This window comes from Bacillus sp. PK6-025, assembly GCF_056530265.1.
Genome location: NZ_CP096509.1, coordinates 1,827,722 through 1,850,794, shown reverse-complemented (window position 1 = coordinate 1,850,794; position 23,073 = coordinate 1,827,722). Strand labels below are relative to the sequence as shown.

General features: G+C 47.2%; 21 protein-coding genes. All 21 read right to left on the bottom strand.

What is annotated here, in order from left to right:
• Positions 1 to 12: 12 nt before the first annotated feature.
• The gene (gene asd, locus M1D67_RS09580) at positions 13 to 1,053 is read right to left on the bottom strand and encodes an aspartate-semialdehyde dehydrogenase (protein WP_020451441.1); all 1,041 of its coding nucleotides are present in this window, start codon (positions 1,051 to 1,053) and stop codon (positions 13 to 15) included.
• A 126-nt stretch (positions 1,054 to 1,179) separates the two neighbouring features.
• Positions 1,180 to 1,773, bottom strand: coding sequence for a dipicolinate synthase subunit B (dpaB, locus tag M1D67_RS09575; protein ID WP_025811418.1), 594 nt, complete (start codon positions 1,771 to 1,773; stop codon positions 1,180 to 1,182).
• The gene (dpaA, locus tag M1D67_RS09570) at positions 1,770 to 2,669 is read right to left on the bottom strand and encodes a dipicolinic acid synthetase subunit A (RefSeq protein ID WP_020451439.1); all 900 of its coding nucleotides are present in this window, start codon (positions 2,667 to 2,669) and stop codon (positions 1,770 to 1,772) included. The genes dpaB and dpaA overlap by 4 nt, the downstream gene beginning before the upstream one ends.
• A gap of 143 nt (positions 2,670 to 2,812) precedes the next feature.
• The gene (locus M1D67_RS09565; protein ID WP_003181887.1) at positions 2,813 to 3,073 is read right to left on the bottom strand and encodes a YlmC/YmxH family sporulation protein; all 261 of its coding nucleotides are present in this window, start codon (positions 3,071 to 3,073) and stop codon (positions 2,813 to 2,815) included.
• A gap of 84 nt (positions 3,074 to 3,157) precedes the next feature.
• Positions 3,158 to 4,387 carry a M16 family metallopeptidase gene (locus M1D67_RS09560; RefSeq protein ID WP_020451438.1) on the bottom strand — a complete coding sequence of 410 codons (1,230 nt, stop codon included), beginning with the start codon at positions 4,385 to 4,387 and terminating at the stop codon, positions 3,158 to 3,160.
• Between the two features lie 36 nt (positions 4,388 to 4,423).
• The gene (locus M1D67_RS09555; RefSeq protein WP_075213248.1) at positions 4,424 to 5,386 is read right to left on the bottom strand and encodes a polysaccharide deacetylase family protein; all 963 of its coding nucleotides are present in this window, start codon (positions 5,384 to 5,386) and stop codon (positions 4,424 to 4,426) included.
• Between the two features lie 146 nt (positions 5,387 to 5,532).
• Positions 5,533 to 7,650 (bottom strand): polyribonucleotide nucleotidyltransferase, encoded by a 2,118-nt coding sequence (gene pnp / locus M1D67_RS09550; protein ID WP_020451436.1) that lies wholly within the window; start codon positions 7,648 to 7,650, stop codon positions 5,533 to 5,535.
• A gap of 201 nt (positions 7,651 to 7,851) precedes the next feature.
• Positions 7,852 to 8,121, bottom strand: a complete 270-nt coding sequence (rpsO, locus tag M1D67_RS09545; protein ID WP_003181879.1) for a 30S ribosomal protein S15 — start codon at positions 8,119 to 8,121, stop codon at positions 7,852 to 7,854.
• A 184-nt stretch (positions 8,122 to 8,305) separates the two neighbouring features.
• Positions 8,306 to 9,265, bottom strand: a complete 960-nt coding sequence (gene ribF / locus M1D67_RS09540) for a bifunctional riboflavin kinase/FAD synthetase (RefSeq protein WP_020451435.1) — start codon at positions 9,263 to 9,265, stop codon at positions 8,306 to 8,308.
• Between the two features lie 15 nt (positions 9,266 to 9,280).
• Complete coding sequence (gene truB / locus M1D67_RS09535; RefSeq protein WP_020451434.1) at positions 9,281 to 10,210, bottom strand: tRNA pseudouridine(55) synthase TruB; 930 nt, start codon at positions 10,208 to 10,210, stop codon at positions 9,281 to 9,283.
• Between the two features lie 71 nt (positions 10,211 to 10,281).
• On the bottom strand, positions 10,282 to 10,635 hold the full coding sequence (rbfA, locus tag M1D67_RS09530; protein WP_003181873.1) for a 30S ribosome-binding factor RbfA: 354 nt from the start codon (positions 10,633 to 10,635) through the stop codon (positions 10,282 to 10,284).
• An 18-nt stretch (positions 10,636 to 10,653) separates the two neighbouring features.
• A complete protein-coding gene (locus tag M1D67_RS09525) occupies positions 10,654 to 10,932 on the bottom strand; it encodes a DUF503 domain-containing protein (RefSeq protein WP_020451433.1) in 279 nt (92 codons plus the stop codon).
• A complete protein-coding gene (infB, locus tag M1D67_RS09520) occupies positions 10,929 to 13,085 on the bottom strand; it encodes a translation initiation factor IF-2 (protein ID WP_020451432.1) in 2,157 nt (718 codons plus the stop codon). Before infB ends, M1D67_RS09525 begins: the two co-directional genes overlap by 4 nt.
• A gap of 19 nt (positions 13,086 to 13,104) precedes the next feature.
• Positions 13,105 to 13,407: a YlxQ family RNA-binding protein gene (locus M1D67_RS09515; RefSeq protein WP_020451431.1), complete on the bottom strand. Its 303-nt coding sequence runs from the start codon at positions 13,405 to 13,407 to the stop codon at positions 13,105 to 13,107.
• Between the two features lie 4 nt (positions 13,408 to 13,411).
• Positions 13,412 to 13,684 (bottom strand): RNase P modulator RnpM, encoded by a 273-nt coding sequence (gene rnpM / locus M1D67_RS09510; RefSeq protein WP_020451430.1) that lies wholly within the window; start codon positions 13,682 to 13,684, stop codon positions 13,412 to 13,414.
• A gap of 13 nt (positions 13,685 to 13,697) precedes the next feature.
• Complete coding sequence (gene nusA / locus M1D67_RS09505) at positions 13,698 to 14,816, bottom strand: transcription termination factor NusA (protein WP_020451429.1); 1,119 nt, start codon at positions 14,814 to 14,816, stop codon at positions 13,698 to 13,700.
• Between the two features lie 31 nt (positions 14,817 to 14,847).
• Positions 14,848 to 15,321 (bottom strand): ribosome maturation factor RimP, encoded by a 474-nt coding sequence (gene rimP / locus M1D67_RS09500; protein WP_023857195.1) that lies wholly within the window; start codon positions 15,319 to 15,321, stop codon positions 14,848 to 14,850.
• A 193-nt stretch (positions 15,322 to 15,514) separates the two neighbouring features.
• On the bottom strand, positions 15,515 to 16,702 hold the full coding sequence (locus M1D67_RS09495; RefSeq protein WP_026579726.1) for a glycoside hydrolase 5 family protein: 1,188 nt from the start codon (positions 16,700 to 16,702) through the stop codon (positions 15,515 to 15,517).
• Positions 16,703 to 16,765: 63 nt separating this feature from the next.
• Entirely contained in the window at positions 16,766 to 18,448 is a 1,683-nt protein-coding gene (locus M1D67_RS09490) for a cellulase family glycosylhydrolase (protein WP_479831787.1), read from the bottom strand.
• A 134-nt stretch (positions 18,449 to 18,582) separates the two neighbouring features.
• A complete protein-coding gene (locus M1D67_RS09485) occupies positions 18,583 to 20,697 on the bottom strand; it encodes a glycoside hydrolase family 48 protein (protein ID WP_231006070.1) in 2,115 nt (704 codons plus the stop codon).
• A 75-nt stretch (positions 20,698 to 20,772) separates the two neighbouring features.
• Positions 20,773 to 22,734: a glycoside hydrolase family 9 protein gene (locus tag M1D67_RS09480; RefSeq protein WP_479831786.1), complete on the bottom strand. Its 1,962-nt coding sequence runs from the start codon at positions 22,732 to 22,734 to the stop codon at positions 20,773 to 20,775.
• Positions 22,735 to 23,073 lie beyond the last annotated feature (339 nt).

Sequence of the window (23,073 nt, the reverse complement as noted above, 5' to 3'; positions counted from 1 at the left end):
CCGTTAGAAATCTTAAACTAAATTTAAAGCTTTTAGGCTTTCTGCGATTTGTACGGAATTCCATGCTGCGCCTTTCAGCAGGTTGTCGGAAACGATCCACAGATGGAAACCGTTCGGGCGGTCAAGGTCTTTTCTCACCCGGCCGACAAACACGTCTCTTTTTCCTACTGCATCTGCAGGCATCGGATAGACCTGTTCAGCCGGATCATCCTGCAGAACGACGCCTGGAGCTTCTTTTAACAGATTTTTAATATCTTCTGCTGTCACATCATCACGGTCTGTTTCGATGTAGACGGATTCTGAATGCCCTGTTGCAACCGGCAGTCTGACACATGTGGCTGAAACTTGAAGCTCAGGCATGTGCATGATTTTTTTCGTTTCATTTATCATTTTCATTTCCTCAAACGTAAAGCCGTTTTCCTGGAATTTATCGATTTGAGGAATAGCGTTAAATGCGATTTGGTAGTGTTTTTCATCACTCTTCACCGGCATGATCTCAGGCTCGAACGGTTTGTCGTTCAAAATGGCTTCGGTTTGCCCGTAGAGCTCTTTTACCGCTTCATTTCCGGCTCCCGACACCGCCTGATAAGTCGACACGATGATTTTGTTTAAACCGAAAGCCTTGCGGATCGGTTCGAGCGCAACAACCATCTGGATTGTTGAACAGTTCGGATTTGCAATAATGCCGTTGTGCTTGTGCAAATCTGCCTCATTGACCTCAGGTACGACGAGCGGAGTGTTTTGGTCCATTCGGAACGCGCTCGTATTATCAATAACGATCGCCCCGCGTTTGACAGCCTCGTGAGCAAGCGCCTGCGAAACGCTTCCCCCAGCGCTGAAAAGCGCGATGTTGACGCCTTCAAAGCTCTCTGGACGAGCTTCTTCTACAGTGTACTCTTTGCCTTTGAAAGTCTGCTTCGTACCTGCTGAACGTTTTGAGGATAATAAAGTCAGTTTATCCAGTTCAAAATTCCTGTCTTCTAGTGTTTTTAACATTTGCTGTCCTACAGCGCCTGTCGCACCAACTACTGCTACATGTAATCCTCTGCCCAATTGTAAAACTCCTTCCACCTTAATCGTCGTAAACGATTGGTTGACTATGCATTTTACATTTTATTTTAACATAGATGTGTGCCGTGGTGATTGATATTTTTTGTTACAACTTTATTTTCAAAAGATTTATTGATCACTGTGGACCAGGATAGGCTGCATTTGTTTATGGGAGAGCGCTTCTTCGACCGCCGGCACTAAAAGATCCATTTTGGCGACAAGCGAATTCGGCTTTTTATAAGGATCATCCTGGCCGAACGGAATAAAGTAAACGTTTTTTGCCGCCATCAGCCTCATCAAGTTGACGCCGTTCAAGCCGAGCGCATCATTCGTTGAAATACCGAGGACGACGGGACGGGAGTTTCTCATCGTCGCCTTGGCCGCCATGAGAACCGGACTGTCCGTCTGGGCGTTTGCGAGCTTGCTCATCGAATTTCCCGTCAGTGGCGCAACAACCATGCAGTCCAGCGGAGTTTTCGGTCCGAGAGGCTCCGCTTTCGGAATGGAATCAATGACTTTAAATCCAGTTAGTTCCTCTATTCTCCTGACCCATTCTTCTCCTTCTCCAAAGCGTGTGTCCGTCGACTTGACAGTATGTGTGACGACCGGTCTCACTTCAGCTCCATTGTTGATCAGCGCTTCGATTTGCGGAAATACAGCATCATACGTGCAATGTGAACCCGTCAGACCAAATCCGATTCTTTTTCCTTTGATCGACATTATGACAGCCCCTTTCGGTCGGTTGTTAATTCAGACAAAAGGTTGCACAAAACATTGGCAATAATCTGTCCCGCCGTTTTAGGCGCGACGATCCCGGGGAGTCCCGGAGCAAGCAGCGCTTTAATGCCTTGCTTTTCAGCAAAATCAAAATCGGTGCCTCCGGGACGGGTTGCTAAATCGAGAATTAATGTTCTGGGTGTCATTCGTGAGAGGACGTGTTTATCGAGAATCAGGCTTGGAATGGTATTGATGCAAATGTCGATATTTTCAACATGCTCTGCAAGTTCGTTTGTGTGGAAAGGAGTGAGGCCCATCTCCAAGATTCTGGCGAGGTGGGCGGAGTCGCGCGCTCCGACTTTTACGCGTGCTCCGAGCGCCGAGAACGACCGGCTGATGCTCATTCCCGTCCGCCCGAGCCCGAGAACCATCACATTCGAGCCGTGAATCGTAAAGTCTGTATGCTGTATGGCCATCATAATGGCACCTTCGACTGTAGGTATCGAGTTGTAAATCGCAATATCGTCTCTTTCAAAGAGCTTGACAAGACGGCGGTTTGCCCCTTTGGCCATGCCGTCTAAATACTGGTTTGAAATCCCTGAATAAATCGCACAGTGAGGCGGAGTTTTTTCTAAATGTTCCTGTTTTAACACCACTTTTTCATTGGAAAAAACAGTCGCAACCGTTCCTTCCATCGATGTGCCTGATACAGGCAGAATAATGCTGTCTATTGTGCCAAAGTCGAGTTCGTTCAGCTTTAGTTTTGTAGCTCCGGTAAACCCGTGATCAAGCTGGTCAAAACCGATTAAAAAGACCTTTGCATCCTGTTCCGTCAGCTTGCGGATGATCTCGAGCTGCCTTGCATCGCCGCCGATGATTGCAATCGTTAATCCGGTTAACATGGCTCTAACATTCACCTTCTTTTTTGACAAGGATCTAATTCATAAGCTAATTTCATCATATGACAAAAAGGAAATAGCGGTGAATTGAAATCCAGAAAAACAAAAAGCCCGCCCCAAGGGACGGGCGGGTGTTCTAGGCTTGCTTATTCTTCTTTTGTCACGCTGCTTTCCGGCACATCCAAAATGATCATATCCGATCCGATTTTTTGAATTTGCGACCAGGGCACCTTGATGTCATTCCCCTGTTTTCTGCCAAGTCCAAACCATTTTACAGAAGGGATAATAAGAGCGGTAATCTGTCCGTCCTGCTCATTGATCTCAAGATCCGTCTGCCCCAGTACGCCAAGCCGTTCAGCCCGCTTAACATCGACGATTTCTTTTCCCGAAAGCTCACTCAGCCTCATGAAAAAACCCCCTTTTGTTATGATGTATGAACCGATAACAAAAAACATGCCTGCCTAAAAAGACAAGCATGTTTTAACGAGGTATTATTTCGGCAGCTCACCCGACGGGCTGATCAATGCAGACGAGTAATCATCGGTGAAAATCCGGTTGGCAAGATTGTTCACACGCTCAAGGCTGACGGCATTCAACTTTTCGATGATTTCATCAAGCGTCCGGTGTTTGCCGAGCAAAAGCTCATTTTTGCCGTTGCGGCTCATTTTGCTGTTTGTGCTTTCGAGACTGAGCATCAGGCTGCCTTTCATTTGCTCTTTGCTGTTTTCAAGCTCTTTCGGTGTAATTCCTTCGCTTTTCAGCACACGCAGTGTTTCATGAATCGTTTCTGACAGAAGCTGAAGCTGATTTGCGCCGGTTCCGGCGTAGATCGTCATCATGCCGCTGTCTTCATAGGAAGTGTGGTAGCTGAACACGGAATATGCAAGACCTTTATCTTCCCGGACATCCTGAAAGAGGCGGCTGCTCATGCTCCCTCCCAAAATATTATTGAGAACGATCAAATCGTAGATTTCCGGGTGACCTGCTTCCAGCCCGTTAAAGCCGAGACAGAGGTGAGCCTGTTCGGTTTCTTTTTTGCGCGTCATTTTCTCATGATGAAAATCCGGTTTTGTCATGCCGGTTCTTTTGCCTTTGGCTTCATATGAGCCAAAGTGCTTTTCAGCTTCTTTTATAAAAGCTTCCGGCACATTTCCGGCTATCGAAATGACGACGCGGTCAGGCGTGTAATATTCGTCCATATATTTTCTGAGCGAATCTCCGTCAAATTCAGCAAGCGTCTCCTCTGTGCCGAGGATCGGATAACCGAGGGAATGGCTGCCGAATGACGCTTTGCTCAAGAGATCGTGGACGATGTCGTCAGGCGTGTCCTCATACATTTTAATCTCTTCATAGACGACGTTTTTTTCTTTTTTCAATTCTTCCTCGTCAAATGATGAATGAAAGAACATGTCAGAAAGCACTTCCAGAGCATAGCTTGCATGCTCATCGAGAACTTTGGCGTAATAGCACGTATATTCCTTTGAGGTAAACGCGTTGACCTGTCCGCCGATTCTGTCGAAAGACTCTGCGATGTCCCTTGCAGTGCGCGTTTTAGTCCCTTTGAAAAACATGTGCTCAAGAAAGTGCGAAATACCGTTAATTTCAGGTGTTTCATGTCTTGATCCGGTTCCAATCCAAACTCCGATGGCCACAGACCGGACAGTGGGATTGTTTTCGAATACGATTCTTACCCCATTTTGACAAGTATACCGTTTAATCAAATTTGTTCCTCCTATTCAAAGAACGGGCCGCACATCCTATTCTTCAACAAGCCTTTTTTCATTCATCAGCTGTGAAACAGTTCCGATTTGATAGCCTTTTTCATGAAGGTTCTGTATCAAAACGGCAAGACTTTTTGCAGTTGGATCTGTCGGATGCATTAATATCATGGCGCCGTTATGTACTTTGCTTAATACCCGTTGCTGTAAGACGGCCGGCTGCGGTTTCTGCCAATCGATCGTATCAACTGTCCACATGATCGTTCCCATCCCCATCTTGTGAGCCTGATCCACAACCTCTTTGCGGAAGCTGCCGCTCGGCGGGGCGAACCATTTCGGCTTGACGCCGAGCGTTTCCTCTATTTGTTCATTTGTCATCCGCAGCTGTTCTGAAATACGTTCTCTCGTCAGTTTGCTCATATCCGGATGATTGTATGAATGGTTTCCGATTTCATGTCCACCGTTTTGGATGGCTTTTGCGAGCTCGGGGTGATGTTTCACCCATCTGCCCTCCAAAAAAAAGGTGGCTTTGACACGATGCTTTTCTAAAACGGGAAGCATCTCCTGCAAATATTCATTACCCCAAGCGACATTGATAATAAACGATACCATCGGTTTATCCGGGTGTCCGCGGTAGATCGGCTCAGGCTTTAAGGATTCTAAATGAACATCAGGTTTCACTTGATCATAAACGAGCAGCTTCTCATCAAATGCTCCGGCCCGTTTCATTTTTTTGTACGATTTTTCGATGTTTACTTTTAAGCCGTTGTAGCCGGGAATCGCTTTCCATATTTGATCAATTTTCGCATTCTGGGCCTTTACTTCATATTCAGGCGCTTTTTGCAAAAGCTCCTGGTACAATTCGTCCTTCTGAGCGGCAACCGTGACCGCATCTTTTTTCATCGCATCTATGTAATGTTGTGAATACGGACGGTTCATCATCTGATAGGACATCAGCAAAAGAAAGAAAAAAACGGAAACACGAACAATCGTTCTTTTCAATTGTATTCCTCCCTTCCCCACAAAATATGTGAGAAAAGGACAAGATAGAACCGGACCGTTTTCACGGCTTAAAACAAAGAAGCCGGGTTACCCAGGCTTCCTTTTGCTTTGAAGACGAAGACAGAAGCAAGATAAAACACCGTTTTTTACGATTTTTGTTCTTCTTTTTCCTTCTGTTCACGCAGTACAGCTTTTCTTGATAAGTTAACGCGTCCTTGTTTATCGATTTCGGTAACCTTAACAAGGAGCTCGTCGCCGATTTTGACGACATCTTCGACTTTTCCTACCCGTTCGAGCGCAAGCTCTGAAATATGGACCAAACCGTCTTTTCCGCTGAACAGTTCAACGAAAGCTCCGAATTTTTCAATCCGCTTTACTTTACCTAAGTAAAGCTGTCCGACCTCAACTTCTCTGACAAGGTCTTCGATAATTTTCTTCGCTTTTTGGTTCATGCTTTCATCGGTGGAAGAGATGAAGATTGTGCCGTCTTGTTCAATATCGATTTTAACACCTGTATCTTCAATGATCTTATTGATTTGTTTTCCGCTTGGTCCGATGACGTCGCGGATTTTATCCGGATTGATCGACATCGTCAAGATTTTCGGCGCATAAGGAGAAAGCTCTTTTCTTGATTCAGCCAATGTGCTCAGCATGCTTTCAAGAATTTCCATTCTGCCTTTTTTCGCCTGCTGAAGAGCCTCTTCCAAAATCTCTCTTGATAGGCCTTCAATTTTAATATCCATTTGCAGAGCTGTGACGCCTTTGGACGTTCCCGCTACTTTAAAGTCCATATCTCCGAGATGGTCTTCCATACCTTGAATATCGGTTAGGACCGTGTAGTTGTCACCTGATTTAACAAGACCCATTGCGATTCCGGCCACCGGAGCTTTAATCGGCACCCCTGCATCCATCATAGCAAGCGTGCTTGCACAAATGCTCGCCTGGGAAGTTGAACCGTTTGATTCAAGCACTTCAGAGACGAGGCGGATGGTGTACGGGAAGTCTTTTTCAGACGGAACAATCGGCTCAAGCGCACGTTCCCCGAGGGCTCCGTGCCCGATTTCGCGGCGTCCCGGTCCGCGCATCGGCCCTGTTTCCCCGACGCTGAACTGCGGGAAGTTGTAATGGTGCATAAAGCGTTTTGATTCCTCGACACCGAGACCGTCCAAAATTTGTACATCGCCAAGCGCACCGAGCGTACAAATGCTGAGCGCCTGCGTCTGCCCCCGTGTGAAAAGGCCTGAACCGTGTGTTCTCGGAAGGAGTCCGACTTCTGAAGAAAGCGGGCGGATCTCATCGACTGCCCGGCCGTCAGGACGAACTTTTTCCTCCGTGATCAGACGGCGCACTTCATTTTTAACAAGCTGCGACAAAATGTCTTTCACTTGTTTCAGCGTGTCTTCATCGTGTTCCTCTTCTTCAAACTTGGCCAAAACCTCGTTTTTCACTTCGCTGATCGCGTCCTCGCGCGCGTGCTTTTCATGAACCTGGATCGCTTTTAAGAGGTTCGATTCGGCCATTCCCCGCACTTTTTCTTTCAGATCGGAATCGATCTCATACAGGGTGATTTCTGATTTTTCTTTCCCGACAGCGGCGACGATTTCCTCCTGGAACGCAATAAGCCGCTTGATCTCCTCGTGACCGAACATGATCGCTTCAAGCATGATCTCTTCCGGAACTTCGTCTGCTCCTGCTTCAACCATGTTGATCGCATCTTTCGTTCCCGCTACGACGAGGTGAATGTCGCTTTTTTCAAGCTGTTCAAGTGTCGGATTAATAATGAATTCGTTGTCAACCCGGCCTACCGTCACTCCGGCAATCGGCCCTTCAAACGGGATGTCCGATACGGACAGCGCAAGAGACGATCCGAACATTGCCGCCATTTCCGACGAACAATCCTGGTCAACACTCATGACGATGCTGACGACTTGAACTTCATTCCGGAAGCCGTCTGCGAACAGCGGACGAATCGGCCGGTCGATTAACCGGCTGGCGAGAATCGCTTTTTCGCTCGGTCTGCCCTCTCTTTTAATAAACCCGCCCGGAATCTTTCCGACGGCATAAAGTCTTTCTTCATAATTCACGGTTAACGGGAAGAAATCTACGGTTTTAGGTTCTTTTGAAGCCGTTGCGGTGCTGAGCACAGCGGTGTCTCCATAACGCACCATGACAGCTCCGTTTGCTTGTTTTGCAAGCTGGCCGGTTTCTACCGTCAGCTTGCGGCCGGCCCAATCTATGGAAAAGACATGTTTCTCTTGTCCCATTCTTATATGAACTCCTCTCTTCGGATAGTTTTTACGTTACTCCTATTATGAACGAAATGAATTGAACATATCAATGGCAAAGTGCTATGTAAAGAATGAATCGGTGTCATTTAAAATCATTTATATGAACAACGCGTTTTAGAGTTGCCGGATATTCGTTCTTATACGATAAAAAAGCGGGAATCCTCCCGCTTTTTACGATTATCGACGTAATCCTAGTTTGTTGATCAACTCACGGTAACGAGTTACGTCTTTGTTACGAAGATACGTAAGAAGATTACGACGTTTACCTACCATTTTAAGAAGACCGCGACGTGAGTGATGGTCTTTCTTGTGAGTGCGTAAATGCTCGTTCAAGTTGTTGATTTGATCTGTTAGGATAGCGATCTGAACTTCCGGTGATCCCGTGTCAGATTCGTGGGTTTTGAACTCATTGATGAGTTGTGTTTTACGCTCTTGAGTAATTGCCATCCTGTTTCACCTCCATATAATATTAGCCCCGATTACCTAGCAAACGCCGGTGATTCGATTTGCCAAGTGAACGGTTTTAAAGCTACAGACAATATGATACTAGAAATGCGGGCCTAATGCAACCATTTATGATGAAGTTTAGCTATTATCACCATTGTTGACGCGTATTGCCGTTTCCATACATCTAGATTTCGGCCGGCTTCCGCTCTCTGAAGAAGCGGATCGCTTCTTCTTTGTCTCTAGAAATCTGTTCGACAAGCTCGTCAACGCTGCCGAATTTTTTTTCGCTCCTCAGCCGCTTATACCATTCAACCTTAATTTCGGACCCGTATATGTCACGATCAAAATCGAATAAGTTGACTTCGATTGAAGGCTGCCCCGGCCGTTTTTCGTAAAACGTCGGCTTGTATCCGACATTGCAGACGCCGTTGTAGACAGCGCCGCCGATTTCGGCTTTAACGGCATACACACCTGTCGGCGGGACGATGTATGTGTCTTTAAGGCCGATATTGGCGGTCGGAAATCCGATCGTTCGGCCCCTTTTATCGCCGTGGATCACAAAGCCTTTCACATGGTACGGCCTGCCGAGCAGTTCAGCGGCGTACTCGACGTCTCCGGCTCCCAGGACGGTGCGGATTCTCGTGGAGCTCACCTTTTGGTCCTGATTGGAGTATTTTGCGACAGACGTGCTTTTGACACGGCCTTTCGCATACTCCTGGAAGTTTTCCATTGTGCCTTTGCCGAATTTCCCGAAGGTAAAGTCAAATCCGGCTACAACATGAGTAACGTGAAAGCCGAGTATATATTGATCGATAAATTCTTCAGGCGATAGAGAAGCGAATTCAGGGGTAAATGTGACAACGTATAAAAAATCGACCCCTAAATCTTCAATGATGCTGATTTTGTCCTGCAATGGCGTGATTAAATCTTTTGGCTCCCGGCCTTTTTTGAGCACGGCAGAAGGGTGGGGATGAAAGGTCATCACCGCCGTTTTGACCCCTTCTCTTGCCGCGGTGTTTTTTGCTGTAAGAATCACTTGCTGATGTCCCAGGTGAACACCGTCAAAATAGCCTAATGCCATAACTGATGTCGGAAAATCCTCACGCTTCAAGTCGTGTGGGTGGGAAATATGTATCGTCTTCAAGAACGGTCACCTTTTCTATTGTTCGCTTTTTTGCACGAGTACTTTTGCCGGCTTCAACAGGCCGGTTTTGGTCGGATGCGGATAATAGACGGCTGTGCACCGGCCTGCTTCCGTAAAGACCGCAATGCGGTCTTCGCTCGTCAAATGAGAAAAGCTGCCGGGCGTTTCAAGCACCGCTCCATTTTCCACTTTCTTAGCTAATGTATCACTAATTATCCATTTCGGCAAATGATCAAGCGCACGTTCGATGGGGACGAGCTTTTCGGACAATGTTCCACCAGCAATCAAGCCTTCGACGTCTTCAAAGGTCAAGCATTCATCAAGGGTAAAAGGGCCTGATGCGGTCCTGACCAGGTTGGACATATGCGCGGGATATCCGAGCTTCTCCCCGATTGTTACCGCCAAGGTCCTGACATATGTGCCTTTTGAACATGTCACAACAAACCGAAAGCGGGCTTTATCCTGCTCATGGCGAATCTCGGATGTCAGTTCGATATGATGGATGGTGATGGCCCGCTTCGGCCGTTCAACCTCGATACCGGCCCGCGCGTATTCATACAGCTTTTTGCCGCCTACCTTGACAGCGGAATACATCGGCGGGACTTGCTCAATCGTTCCTTCAAGAGATCTCAGGACGCTCTGCACGGCCTGTTCATCAGGCGGCGCTAAAACGGGCTTCTTTTCCGTGACTTGCCCCGTCTGGTCTTCTGTCTCCGTGGAACAGCCAAGCGTGACCTCTGCATCATATGTTTTGGACTTTTCCGTCAAATACTCGACGACTTTGGTTGCTCTCCCGATGCAGATCGGGAGAACGCCCGACACCTCGGGATCCAATGTGCCGGTATGGCCGACCTTTTTTGTTTTCAACAGTTTGCGGATCTTCATGACGCAGTCGTGCGAAGTCATGCCGACCGGTTTATGTAACAGAAGGACTCCGTTATACATTCGTGTTTCTTCGCCCCTTTCTCATTTGGAGCTAAAAAGGACAGGCAGTCGCCCGCCTATCCTTTTTCAGCTTATGATTCTTCTTTGTTTGCGTTCAGCTCGTGAATCAATGTTTCGATACGGTTTCCGTAATCGATCGATTCATCGAACTCAAAATGGATTTCAGGTGTTTTGCGAAGCCTGATTCGGTTTCCAAGTTCGGAACGAATAAAGCCCTTTGCTTTTGCCAGGCCTTTGAGCGTTTCTTCCCGTTTCTTTTCATCGCCTAAAACGGAAATATACACTTTGGCAATTTGCAAATCACCTGAGACCCTGACATCAGTGACTGTTAAAAATCCGATCCGCGGATCTTTCAGCTTTCTGCCGATAATGTCACCAAGTTCTTTTTTCATCTGCTCACCCACACGGGTAGCTCTCATCGTCATGACCATACCACCTCTACGTTAAAACCACTCTGTTCTCGTGATCGTCCGTTCAATTTCCGGAAAAGAGTCGATAAAGCTTAGAACCCGTTGCAGCTCTTTTTCCGTTTGCACGCGAGAGGAAGAAACGGCGGCGATACCAAAGCTTGTGCGCTGCCAAGTGTCCTGGTAGTCAATTTCTGAAACAGAAACGTTGAACTTTGCGCGGATTCTTGTGATCACCCGCTTCAGCACCGCTCGTTTTTCCTTGAGTGATGATGCATCGTAAATGATGCATTCGCATTCAACGAAACCGATCACTTTCTTTCAATTTCTTGCATGACATACGCTTCGATCATATCGCCTTCGCGAATGTCGTTGTATTTCTTAATGGTGATACCACATTCATATCCTTGTGAAACTTCTTTCACATCATCTTTAAAGCGTTTCAGCACATCGACTTCCCCTTCATAGATGACGACGCCGTCGCGGATCAAGCGGATTCCGCTGTCACGTGTGATCGTACCTTCCGTTACATAGCCTCCGGCAATCGTTCCGATTTTAGAGACTTTGAATGTTTGACGGACTTCAACCATGCCGATCACTTTTTCTTCATACTCAGGATCAAGCATGCCTTTCATGGCTGCTTCGATCTCATCGATGACTTTATAAATGATGCGGTGAAGGCGGATATCCACATTTTCGGCTTCGGCGGTACTCTTAGCATTTCCGTCAGGTCTGACATTAAACCCGATCACGATTGCATTTGAAGCAGAAGCTAAAATAATGTCTGATTCGGTAATCGCACCTACGCCTGTGTGGATGATTTTGACTCTGACGCCTTCGACTTCTATTTTTTGCAGTGCTGCAACGAGAGCTTCAGCAGAGCCTTGAACATCAGCTTTGACAACGAGATTAATGTCTTTGACATCGCCTTGTTTAATCTGTTCAAACAAGTCATCAAGGCTGAGCTTCGCTTTATCGCTGCGCTGTTCTTCAAGCTGCTTGGTAGCGCGGGCTTCGCCGACTGAACGGGCTGTTTTTTCGTCTTTGAACACAAGGAACTGATCCCCTGCATTCGGAACTTCGTTCAATCCGGTGATTTCAACAGGTGTTGACGGCCCCGCCGATTTAACGCGTCTGCCGACATCATTGACCATCGCGCGAACGCGTCCAAATGTGTTCCCGACGACAATCGGATCTCCGACGTGAAGCGTTCCGTTTTGAACGAGCAGTGTTGCGACAGAACCTTTTCCTTTATCAAGCTCGGCTTCGATGACCGTTCCTTTTGCTCTGCGGTTCGGATTCGCTTTGAGCTCCTCGACCTCGCTGACGAGCAGGATCATTTCGATCAGCTCATCGATTCCCTCTCCTGACAGTGCTGAAAGAGGAACGAAAATCGTCTCGCCTCCCCATGCTTCAGGAACAAGACCGTGCTCTGTCAGCTCCTGCATCACCCGGTCAGGGTTTGCCGTCGGTTTGTCGATTTTGTTGACAGCGACGATGATCGGCACTTCAGCCGCTTTCGCATGGTTGATCGCTTCGACCGTCTGCGGCATGACCCCGTCATCTGCAGCTACGACGAGAATCGTAATATCCGTAACTTCCGCACCGCGTGCGCGCATCGTTGTGAATGCGGCGTGGCCCGGAGTGTCAAGGAAGGTGATCTTTTTGCCGTTTTCCTCGATCTGATAAGCGCCAATATGCTGTGTGATGCCTCCGGCTTCGCCTTCGACGACCTTCGTTTTTCTGATGCTGTCAAGAAGCGTTGTTTTTCCGTGGTCGACGTGGCCCATTATTGTTACGACAGGAGGACGGATTTCAAGGTCTTCTTCTTGATCCGGCTCTTCGTATTTTTCGAGCTCGGTTTCTTCAAGGACGATCACTTCTTCGACGTCGACGCCGTATTCTGAAGCGATCAGCTCAACGGTATCTTTGTCAAGATCTTGGTTGATCGTTGCCATAGTGCCGAGAAGCATTAATTTTTTAATGATTTCTGACGGTTCTTTTCCGAGCTCTTCGGCAAGCTGCCCGACCGACATTGAGTTGGTAAATTCGATTTTTTCAGGCAGTTCTTTTTTCGGCTTGAACTGCTTCTCCTGCGGAGATTGATGATTTTTACCGCGCTTGTTCTTTTTGTTATTGTTGTTGTTGTTTTTCTTTTTGTTTTTATTGTTAAATTGAGTATTCTGCACGTTATTCTTCTTTCCGTCTCGATTTTTGTTTGGCTTACTTCCGGCATTCTGTTTTGCGGCTTCTTGCTGCGGCTTTTGTCCGCCTGTACCGGCATCCTTTTTATTTCCCGCAGGTTTAGCGCTCTTCTTGAATTTTTGATCGAGCTGTTTGATCGCATTTTCTTCGATCATCGCCATATGGTTATTGACTTCGATATTCATATCTTTCAATGCCGCGATAATATCCTTACTTGAAACATTTATGGCTTTTGCATATTCATAAACTCTCATTTTAGCCATTCGTTCACCCCCAAAAAAATTAATCGAGCTTTCGGAGCAACGTATTCGCAAAACCTTGATCAGTGACAGCAACAACCACACGGGATTCTTTGCCGATTGAACGGCCCAAAAGCATACGATCTCCGACTTTTTTCACCGGTACATCGTAGTGCCTGCATTTGTCGGTTACTTTTTTCTCCGTGTTAGCCGATGCGTCGTCTGCAAGCAAAACAAGCTTTGCGCGCGAATGCCTGATTTCTTTCACAACCAGGTCTTCTCCGGACACGACCTTTCGAGCTCGATTCGCCAGACCCAGCAAGGAAAACCATTCTGATTCCGACATTTATCTAATTCTCCTTTTCCGCCAGTTCCAGCAGTTCATCAAAAATCTGATCATCAATCTGTGCTTGAAGCTGATTTGCTAAGCTGTTTTTCTTTTTTGCAGTTAAAATGACGTCTTTATCAAGAGTAAGGTAGGCTCCCCGGCCGTTTTTCTTGCCGGTCGGGTCTACGGAAACTTCCCCTTCTTTCGAACGGACGACGCGGATGAGCTCCTTTTTAGGCTTCATTTCCCCTGTTACGACGCATTTTCTAAGCGGGATCTTCTTTCGGCTTTTCACCAAAGGTCACCTCTTATTCATCCGATTCTGGAGTTTCGCTTTCAAAGAAAAGCTCTTCCGGCTCCTCTTCTTCAAGCTCCCTTGGATAAATTCCAAGCTCTCTTGCATCTGTTTCGCTTTTAATATCGATCTTCCAGCTTGTCAGCTTGGCTGCCAGGCGGGCGTTTTGACCTCTTTTTCCGATGGCGAGCGACAGCTGGTAGTCAGGAACGACAACCGTTGTCGCCTTATCCTCTTCATTGACGATGACGTCGAGCACTTTTGAAGGGCTCAGCGCATTGGCGACGAATTCAACCGGATCGTTTGACCAATGAACAATATCAATTTTCTCGCCTTTCAATTCATTGACGATCGCCTGAACGCGCTGACCCTTCGGTCCGACGCAGGCGCCGACGGGATCGATGTCGGGATTATCCGTGCGCACGGAAATCTTCGAGCGGTCTCCCGCTTCTCTCGCCACGGATTTGAGCTCGACCGTTCCATCGTAAATTTCCGGGACTTCGATTTCAAAGAGACGTTTTAATAAACCTGGATGAGTTCTTGAAACGTAAATCTGCGGACCCTTCGTCGTTTTTTCGACTTTTGTAATGAACACTTTGATCCGGTCATGGGGCTTGTAGACTTCATTCGGCATCTGTTCTGAAACCGGCAGAAGGGCCTCGATTTTTCCTAAAGAGACATAGATGAACTTATTGTCGATCCGCTGAACGATGCCTGTCATGATATCTTCTTCGCGATCGATGAATTCAGAATAGATGACGCCGCGCTCCGCTTCGCGGACGCGCTGAGTCACGACCTGCTTTGCCGTCTGGGCAGCGATGCGGCCGAAATCCTTCGGCGTCACTTCGATTTCCACGACATCTCCGACAATGTAGTTCGGATTGATGTTTACGGCATCTTCAATCGAGATTTCAAGGCGCGGATCATATACTTCATCCACGACATCTTTGCGGGCGAAAACGCGGATTGAACCGGTGTCGCGATTTAAATCTACCCTGACGTTCTGCGCCTGGTTGAAGTTCCGCTTATAAGCGGAAATGAGCGCAGCTTCAATTGCTTCAATAATAATGTCCTTACTGATTCCCTTTTCTTTTTCAAGAACAGTCAGGGCATCTAACAACTCACTACTCATGTTTATGGTTTCCCCCTTAAACAGTCAAAAATTAATTGAACGAAACAGCCAGCCTTGCTTTGGCTACTTTATCATATGGAATATTGATCGTTTTCCGGCGCGTTTTGATCATCACCGCGACTTCCACGTTTTCACCGTCAAATGCGGAAAGCTCGCCTTCAAACTCTTTATTGCCTTCAATAGGTTCGTACGTTTTAATATATACGTTTTTTCCGAGCGCTTTCATGAAATCGGCTTCTTTCTTTAAAGGCCTCTCAGCTCCAGGTGACGATACTTCAAGAAAATAGTTTTGCTTGATCGGATCAGCCTCGTCGAGCTTTTCACTAAGAGCTTCGCTAACCTTGGCACATTCCTCGATGTCCACGCCGTCATCTGAATCAATAAACACGCGAAGAAACCAGCTCGGACCTTCCTTGACAAATTCGATGTCAACGAGTTCAAGCTGAAGATTGTCTAGTATAGGCTGGACCATTTCGCTGACGGTATCGATCACTTTGTTACTCATACTTTTCCTCCTTGTGCAGGCTCCCATTCATCAGCTCCCTCGTAAAAACCCTGCTTCAAAAGCAGGGGATTTTAGAAAAAACGATGAACATGTCGAGACAAAATTGCCTGTTCAATACAAAAGAGCGGGTTTCCCCACTCTTCGCCTCGGCTATCGTTAGCATTTCCAATAAAACTATACCATAACCATATTTTTATTGCAAATCATGACAGCGTTTAGTCTGACGCATTTCGGAAGCGGATGATTTTTCATTCATCCGCTTCGCATGTTCTGAAATGACAGAAGCGGCAGAGCTCGGATAAACGATCCGAAAACCGTCATAATCCGGATAAAGGGTCCCGTCATCCTGAATACCGGTCAAAATCCAAAATTGGCTGCCCGCTCCGCCCTGCTTTTCTATGAGTTCAAGCCATGTTCTGTAGACGTCGTCCCTTCTGGACTTATCCTGATAGCCGTACTCTTCTAAAACGACCGGCTTGCCGATTTCTTTTCCATCGCAAATATGGTCTGTGATCCACTGATTTCCCCATTCGGCCGTTTTGCCCCAATGATCCGGATAGAGGTGATATGTGCCGTAATCAATATGCTTAAGAGCAGTCAGCCTTTTCCAATCCACACCTTCTCCGCCGCTGTAATGCCAATCAGGGTGCCCTTCTATATGATAAAATCCTTCATCTCCAACCGCTACAAGATGGTTCTGATCAATAGATTTAATAAATTCGCTCATCTCATCCGCCCATTCGACAAGTGTATTTCCGGTTCTGTCAGACTGGACCCTCGGTTCATTGGCAAGCTCCCACGCCATAATCGCGGGATCATCTTTATATTTGACGCCATTATATGTGTTGACTCGGTTCAGCATATAGGATACATAATTTTTATACGCCTCTTTAATGTCCGGATGAGTATAAAAGGCGTCATGTCCATCCGCCTGAAACCACCTGACATATTGATTCATCCCGCCGAAATCATCCCAGTTGTTCACAAAAGGGATGACTAGTTTTATCCCTGTCTGTCCCGCTTTATAAATGGCATAGTCAAGCTTTGAAAAACCTGATTCATCATATATGCCCGGCCTTGGCTGCATGACGGTATTTTCCTGCGGCTGGCCGTCAAGAAATCCCCAGATGCGGATCACTTTCAAATTCATCGCTTTCATATCTTCGAACACATCATCGACCATTTTTTTAGATTTATAATGGAAATAATAGTTATTCGTCCCGGCAAAATAAAAGTCTTTTCCATTTAAAATGAACGATGTTCCGGATGTCTCAACAAAAGGAGACGCGGCTAGTGCCGGCCGGGGATTGCCAAACTGAATGGCGGAAAGCGCAAGCAAAAACGGTATCAGCAGTGTCAAAAAAAACTTTTTCGTCATCATTATTTTTCCCTGCTTTCATAAAGAAGATCCATGGACGGCGCCATTCAGAGATTAGCAGGCCGTTCAAGGCGTGACTTTCATCTTCACGACCGTCTCGACGCCTTTCGGCCACAGTTCAAATGTAAAGGTGGAATCGCTTTTCAAATACTTTAAAACCCGCTCTCTCAAATACAAATCCCCGTCTTTTTCGTAAAAATCCTCGTCATAGTTCAAGTAGGGCGTCCATGACCATACTTCTTCAAGAACCGGCCTTCCTGTAGAATCGACGACTCCTTTAACCGTAGCCAGCTTCGTTCCGTTCAGTGAAGCCGGGATTTTGAGATCACCGCTGATTGCCGATTGACTGACGGTGAATTCGCTTTTTTCAAGCTTCGGGTCATCATAAAGAATGATATCCATAACCTGGCTGGCTCCTTTATGAAACGTAAAAGTGAGCTGCGCTTTTACCCCAGGCTGCCCGGACCCGTTCAGCAGCTTTGCCAAGCAGGATTCCTTAATAGAGACCGTTTTTCCGGCATTATCAACTGTATAATCACTGCCTTCCTTTAATGGTTCGGATTTCTGATAAATGCCGGTCAGCACATTGCCGGTCAGCTGAATGTCCACCGTCTGATCGCTGAGGTTTTGACCTTTTTTTATAAAAAGATCTGCCGGTTTGATGATCGCATTGGGAACGCCGCGTCCCGCCTGAATGACAATCTCTTTAACAACAGGATCGCGCCACTGTCTCTCAGTCCGGTCAAACTGGTCATTCCCGTTGTCCCACCACATCGGGACCATTTGATATTTGTGGGCAAGGCGGACAAACGTATCATGATAGAGCCGCTTTGAATGATTTTCATTGGCGCCGAGGGTACCGTATTCGCCGATGATAACCGGGTATCCTTCCCTTACAAATTTTTCATAAACCGGTTTGATATCCTCCTCCATCTCGGAGATTTCGGCTGCCGATCCCCAAGTCGTCCGGCCCCACCAGTTTGATACGTAATCCCACGGAGAATAGTAGTGATATGTGAGGACAATCCGGTCATCATCAGGCGGTTCAAATGAATGAAGCAATTCATCTTTGTTATCTTCAAGCCCCCCGACGATCACGAGCCGCTGGCTGTTGTTTCCGCCGGTCGAACGGATGATGTTCAGCATCTCGCGGTTAAGCAGATTCATTTGATATGCGTTCATTCCAGTCGGTTCATTGACGATTTCAAACAGGAGGCGTTCACTTTTGTTTTTAAAACGCTCGGCAATTTGCTTCCAGACTTTCCCCAGCTTATCTAATGTCTCCTGCTGGCTGTTTCCCATGCGGCTGATCCATAGCCAAGAATCGTGGTGAATATTTAACACGACATAAAATTCTCTTTCCAACGCCCAATCCGCCACTTCTTCCACCCGGTTCATCCAAGCGGTGTCGATCAGATACCCGGGAGCGCTGCCGATGTGGGAGTCCCATGTCACCGGAATCCGGACGCTTTTAAACCCCGCGTCGCGAATATCATCAAAAGTATGCTCGCGAACCGGCGGATTGTTCCAAGAGCCTTCTGTCGGAACAGCATCCAGCGTGTTGCCAAGGTTCCATCCGGGACTCATGTTTTCCAAAAGGTCTGCCGGGGTGATGATGCTCTGCTTTTCTTGCTTTGCTGGCCCGCTTGTTCCCGAAGCTTTCGGAACTGCGGATAAAAGAACGGTTCCCATGATCAAAACGAACAGAATGATCGACTTTAAACACAAGGCTAACCATTTTTCTCTCAAACTTTTGAACTCCTTTTTTATTAGATGATCGTGCAAAACACTGGCTAAAATCCCTCAATTTAAAAAAGGCGGCTGAACGCCGCCTTTTCCCAAACGTTCAAGCGCATATCAATCTGACATTCTCTTACAGATTGTTATGCATTTCCGATTAAACGGTCATACTCAGCGTAAGCTGTCGCCATATCGACCTGAGACCAGAAGCGGTGATACACAAAAGTCGGCAGACCGTTTTCCCATTTGCCTGTATTCGGATTCCACGAGGTCTGATATTTATTTTCCAAATAAGGCCACATCGGATCGTTTTTAATTTTCGGACGGAGGTCGGCATGACTGATATAGACGCCGTTACCGCCCTTTGCCGGATCAGACGGCACAGTGTTGGAACCAGGAATGGTGTTGCCCTGCCCGTTTTTGCCGCTCCAGCCATTCGGAAAATAGACTTCCTTCGTAAAGTAGCGGATATAATCTTCATGTTCTTCCTCTGCTGCGATACCGATTCCGTCATTTTTATTCCATGCTGCATCAAGCAGTTCTTTTGCCACGTTTTTGGCCTTGTTTCCAAGAGTGGTAAAGCCGCCGGTTTCGGCTTTTGTTCCGGCTGCAAAGAAGACAAGCGTTTTAATATAGCTGCCGAGAACACCGACATCTTGAGAAGGATTCTTCGTCGTGACATGCAGTCCCGGATTTCCGGTAAATGAATCAAATCCCTTCCACGGATCAGGCTGGCCGCTCCATTCAAGGTTTGCCGGAATCCAAAACTCGCCTGGATCGGATTGTACGGCGATCTGCGGGTTTTGGCCGCCAAGGACGCGTTCTCCCGCTTCATTTAAATAATAGCCTTCTTCATCCGTAACAGGCCGTTCGCCCACAAACACATAATCAAGCGAATACGCGATCCATTTTTCAATCACATGCTTTGCCATTTGGAAGTTTTCAGACGATTTGTCACCTTTCTCTGCGAAAATGTAATACAGTTCCGCCACCCTTTCCAGCGGCCAGACTTGCATCCCGAACCAATTGTTAGAAGGCGGATCGTGATATACAGGCGCTTCTGTGTATGCCATTCCGTAAAATGTGCTGACATTCTGCGGATATGCGCTGTAGCTGCCGTTCCAGCTATTCGTGGCGCCGCCTGCAACAGCTCCTTCTGAAGAAAGCAGCCATGTGTAAAGTTCAAGCTGCCTTTTCAGCGCCTGTTCCCAATCGCTGCGCGCCGTGGATGAATTTGGAACCAATCCGCCTTCAGCTGTTGACAGTGCATAAGAAGCGACAGGGTTTTGATAACCTTGGTGCACATGACTCGCACCGATCCGCCACGCCCAGTTGGCATACTGTCCCAATCCGCCTCCCCAAGCAGTGTACCATGCCATTAAATAATGACAGGCATTTTTTCCAGTTCCGCGGGAAGGCGAGCCGTCAGCAGCGCTTCCAATCTCTTGAAAGTATTTGTCATACATGCCGTAACGGAGAAAGTCCCCCATTTTTTTAGCTTTTTCTAAATACTTAGTATTGCTGTAGCCCCATTGCCTTGCCCAGTACATCGCCTGAACAGCGCGCGCATCGGCGTCGGTCGCATTAGTGTAGCGCCACTGCGGGGCAGGAGCCTGATTTTCTTTTGTAAACAGACTCATAAACCCTTCATTCGGTTTTCCAAACGTCTGATTATCTTGAGAGGGGTGCGGAACCGTTTCCCAAACAGACTCCTGTTCACCGCGCTGGTAAGTGTTCACATAAACGGCGGTGTGTGATGGGTTCAACAGGTTCCCGAATCCATACCAGTTATCGACATCAAGCAGCCAGTGCATTAAATACGTTTCATTGCTTCCGTATGTGGATCTAAGCTCACTGTCAAGCGGATCGTTTCCGGCCGGATATTGTCCGGTCAAAGCCGAAGGATAAAGATCTGGGTAGCGGTGTTCGGCGGCATATGTGGCAGGGCTTGAGGGGTTATAATAGTTCATCGTCGGCTGTTCTTCGTTTCCATCGCCTTCATTGACCGGGATGATATATTTCTCCATATTGTCCCAGGCGGCTTCTAGCTTTGACCAGTCCTGTGTGTATCGGCCGTACATCGCTTCAAGCCACAGCCAATAACTGTATGCTTCAGATGTTGTCATATGGCCGTAATCAGGCGCTTCGCATATGAGCGTTTCAACTGAATGATAAGGAATGCCTTCAGGCGAAAAATAGCCGTTTTGCGGATTTTTAATTTGCTCATACAATTGCATAAAGCGTGTTTTATTGTCCATGATGCGTCCTCCTTTTGAAGCTTCAAGCTTTCGTTTCATATGATGGGACTGCCGGGGATTGAATCCGGGTGTTTTTTAGTCGGGCTCATTTCCAAAAACAAGCCGGCCTTCATCATATACTGGTATATACCGGGTTTTTGCCAGCGTGTGTGACAGCCCCCGGTAAGAGTGGTCATTTTTCGGATTCCAAAAAGACGTCCCCGCCGGAGCCGCTAGGCGGAACTGAACTTCTTTCTTATGGGCGGATTGACCCCCGGGGTATATCATAACCCCGCTGAAGCTGACTTCCGTATAGTAAATGTGTTCGCCGATGTGATATGGCTTCAGCTGGGACACCGACGCCCCTTCGTTGTATCCGGTTGAGATCTTTATATCTTCCGAAGAAAATCCGGCATTCACCGCTTCAGTCAGGTCCACGTAATAGCGGAAAGACAGCTTATCGGTTTTCTTTGCCGGCCATCCTGATCGGTTATTAAGCTGCACTCTGATTTCTGAGTAGTTGTTTCCCGAGCTGTTTATGGATGCCTCCGCAAAAAATTCATCTTCTGGTGTTTCCTTTTCGGGAAAATGAGGCAGCGGTGATTGCCCGGCACCATACAGTTGAAACATTTTGGCTGCATTGCCCGTGAAAGCCGCATTGTAATCGATCGCAACTTCGTTTGACACATAATCATTTGTTTCGTCCCGGTACGAATCGTCTCTTCCCGGTCCGCCTACTAACGCGCCGTAAAGGGTATGGCGGTGGTTTTCAGGCACATTCATATGATCGGCCCATGAACCGTGTGCGGTGCGGTGATGCGGGTGCTTCGGCGGATTTGTTCCGTACCCGACGATAAAGCTGCGCTGTTGCGGATTATCCCCAAGCATATAGTTCAATTGCTGAACCGCAAAATCCCGATACCTTTTTGCTTTGCCGGCATCTTTTACCCAATCTGAATAAACAAAAGCGAGAAAAGCGGCGTTTGAAGCGTAGCGCAGCGATCCCCACTGCTCAAGCCATGCCAGCCCGCCTGGTGTATAAGTGATACGCTCTGTGCTTCCATTATGATTGTAGCCTGTCGACCAATAATCAAGATTGCGTTCGACAGATGCGGTGAATCGGGATTCGTTCGTCAGACGAGCGAGCAGCAGCTGTGCTCCGTAAGTGACGTCATCCCAGGAAAGCGTCCAGCGGTAAGGCCAGTTTGCGGGATCGCCCCAATCTGAGACCGAAGCAAGCGCTTTATCCAAATATTTTTGATCGCCGGTTGCCAAGTAGAGCCAGACAGCTCCCCATGTCAGTTCATCTTTATATCCGCTCCACGAATTATAATATTGCTGCGCGTCTGTAATGCAGTCTGAATATTTGCCGCGGTAGCGGTCGGCAAAATCGTATAATTCCTTGGCATGGGCCAATAGTTTATTTGAATAAGAAGCGTCTGTCGGCTTGAAAATGATTGATGCAGAAGCTAGGGCTGCTGCTGTACCGCCGGCAAGGTCTGACCCGGGACAGGCTGCATCTATCTTATAAGCCGGCCGCTTCATAGGCATTACTTCGGCCGGGCCCCACCAGGCATGATCTTGGGCCCCATGGCCGACTTGGCCCCAAAACTCATAAGGGCCTGTATGCGCTTTAATAAAATAGTCTGTCGCCCATCTGATATTGTCTAATATCGCATCAAGCTGTCCGGCCGCTTCATAGGCATCGCGGTACTCATAGACGGACCATGACAGAACGGCCGCAGAATAAGCCATTGGAAGGCCGAACTTCACGTGATCTCCTGCATCATACCATCCGCCTGTCAAATCATGGCCGACATCTTTTCCATCCTCAAGCGCAGAGTCCCCTCTCCAATTCAGACGGCTGCCTTCCGGAAGCTTTCCGGAGCGCTGCGCCTCATAGAAAAGAATTGATTTTTGCAGCAACTCCGCATAATTTTGGTTCTCTTTCGCAAATGCAATGTCCGCCTTGCCGAAAGCCGGCATGAACAACATCGCAAACGTAAGCAGTAAAACAAAGAAAAACGCTTTCATTTTCAAAAAAGCTTTCTCTTTCAACGGACTCCTTCCTCCTCATTTTGTTTTCCTTCAAAACAGCCGATGTTTACATGACACTCACCTCCTTTAGTGACGGACAAATGGTGTCTTTCGGTAAGCGGAGAAGAGACTGATTGAATTTTTGAAATTTGAAGATGTGCTGCAGATTCACACAGGTTCAATGTTTGCCGGAGGAACGAAGAACTTTGTTTGTTTAATCAAGAAACTAACTTCTGTTCACTGAAAAAGTGAACTTCTTTATAGAATAATATCATTTTGAAAATATTAACATTAATGTATTTTTATTGTCAATCAATCTGACAAACTTTCCGCACTATACGCGCCTCTGAATCTTCGAAG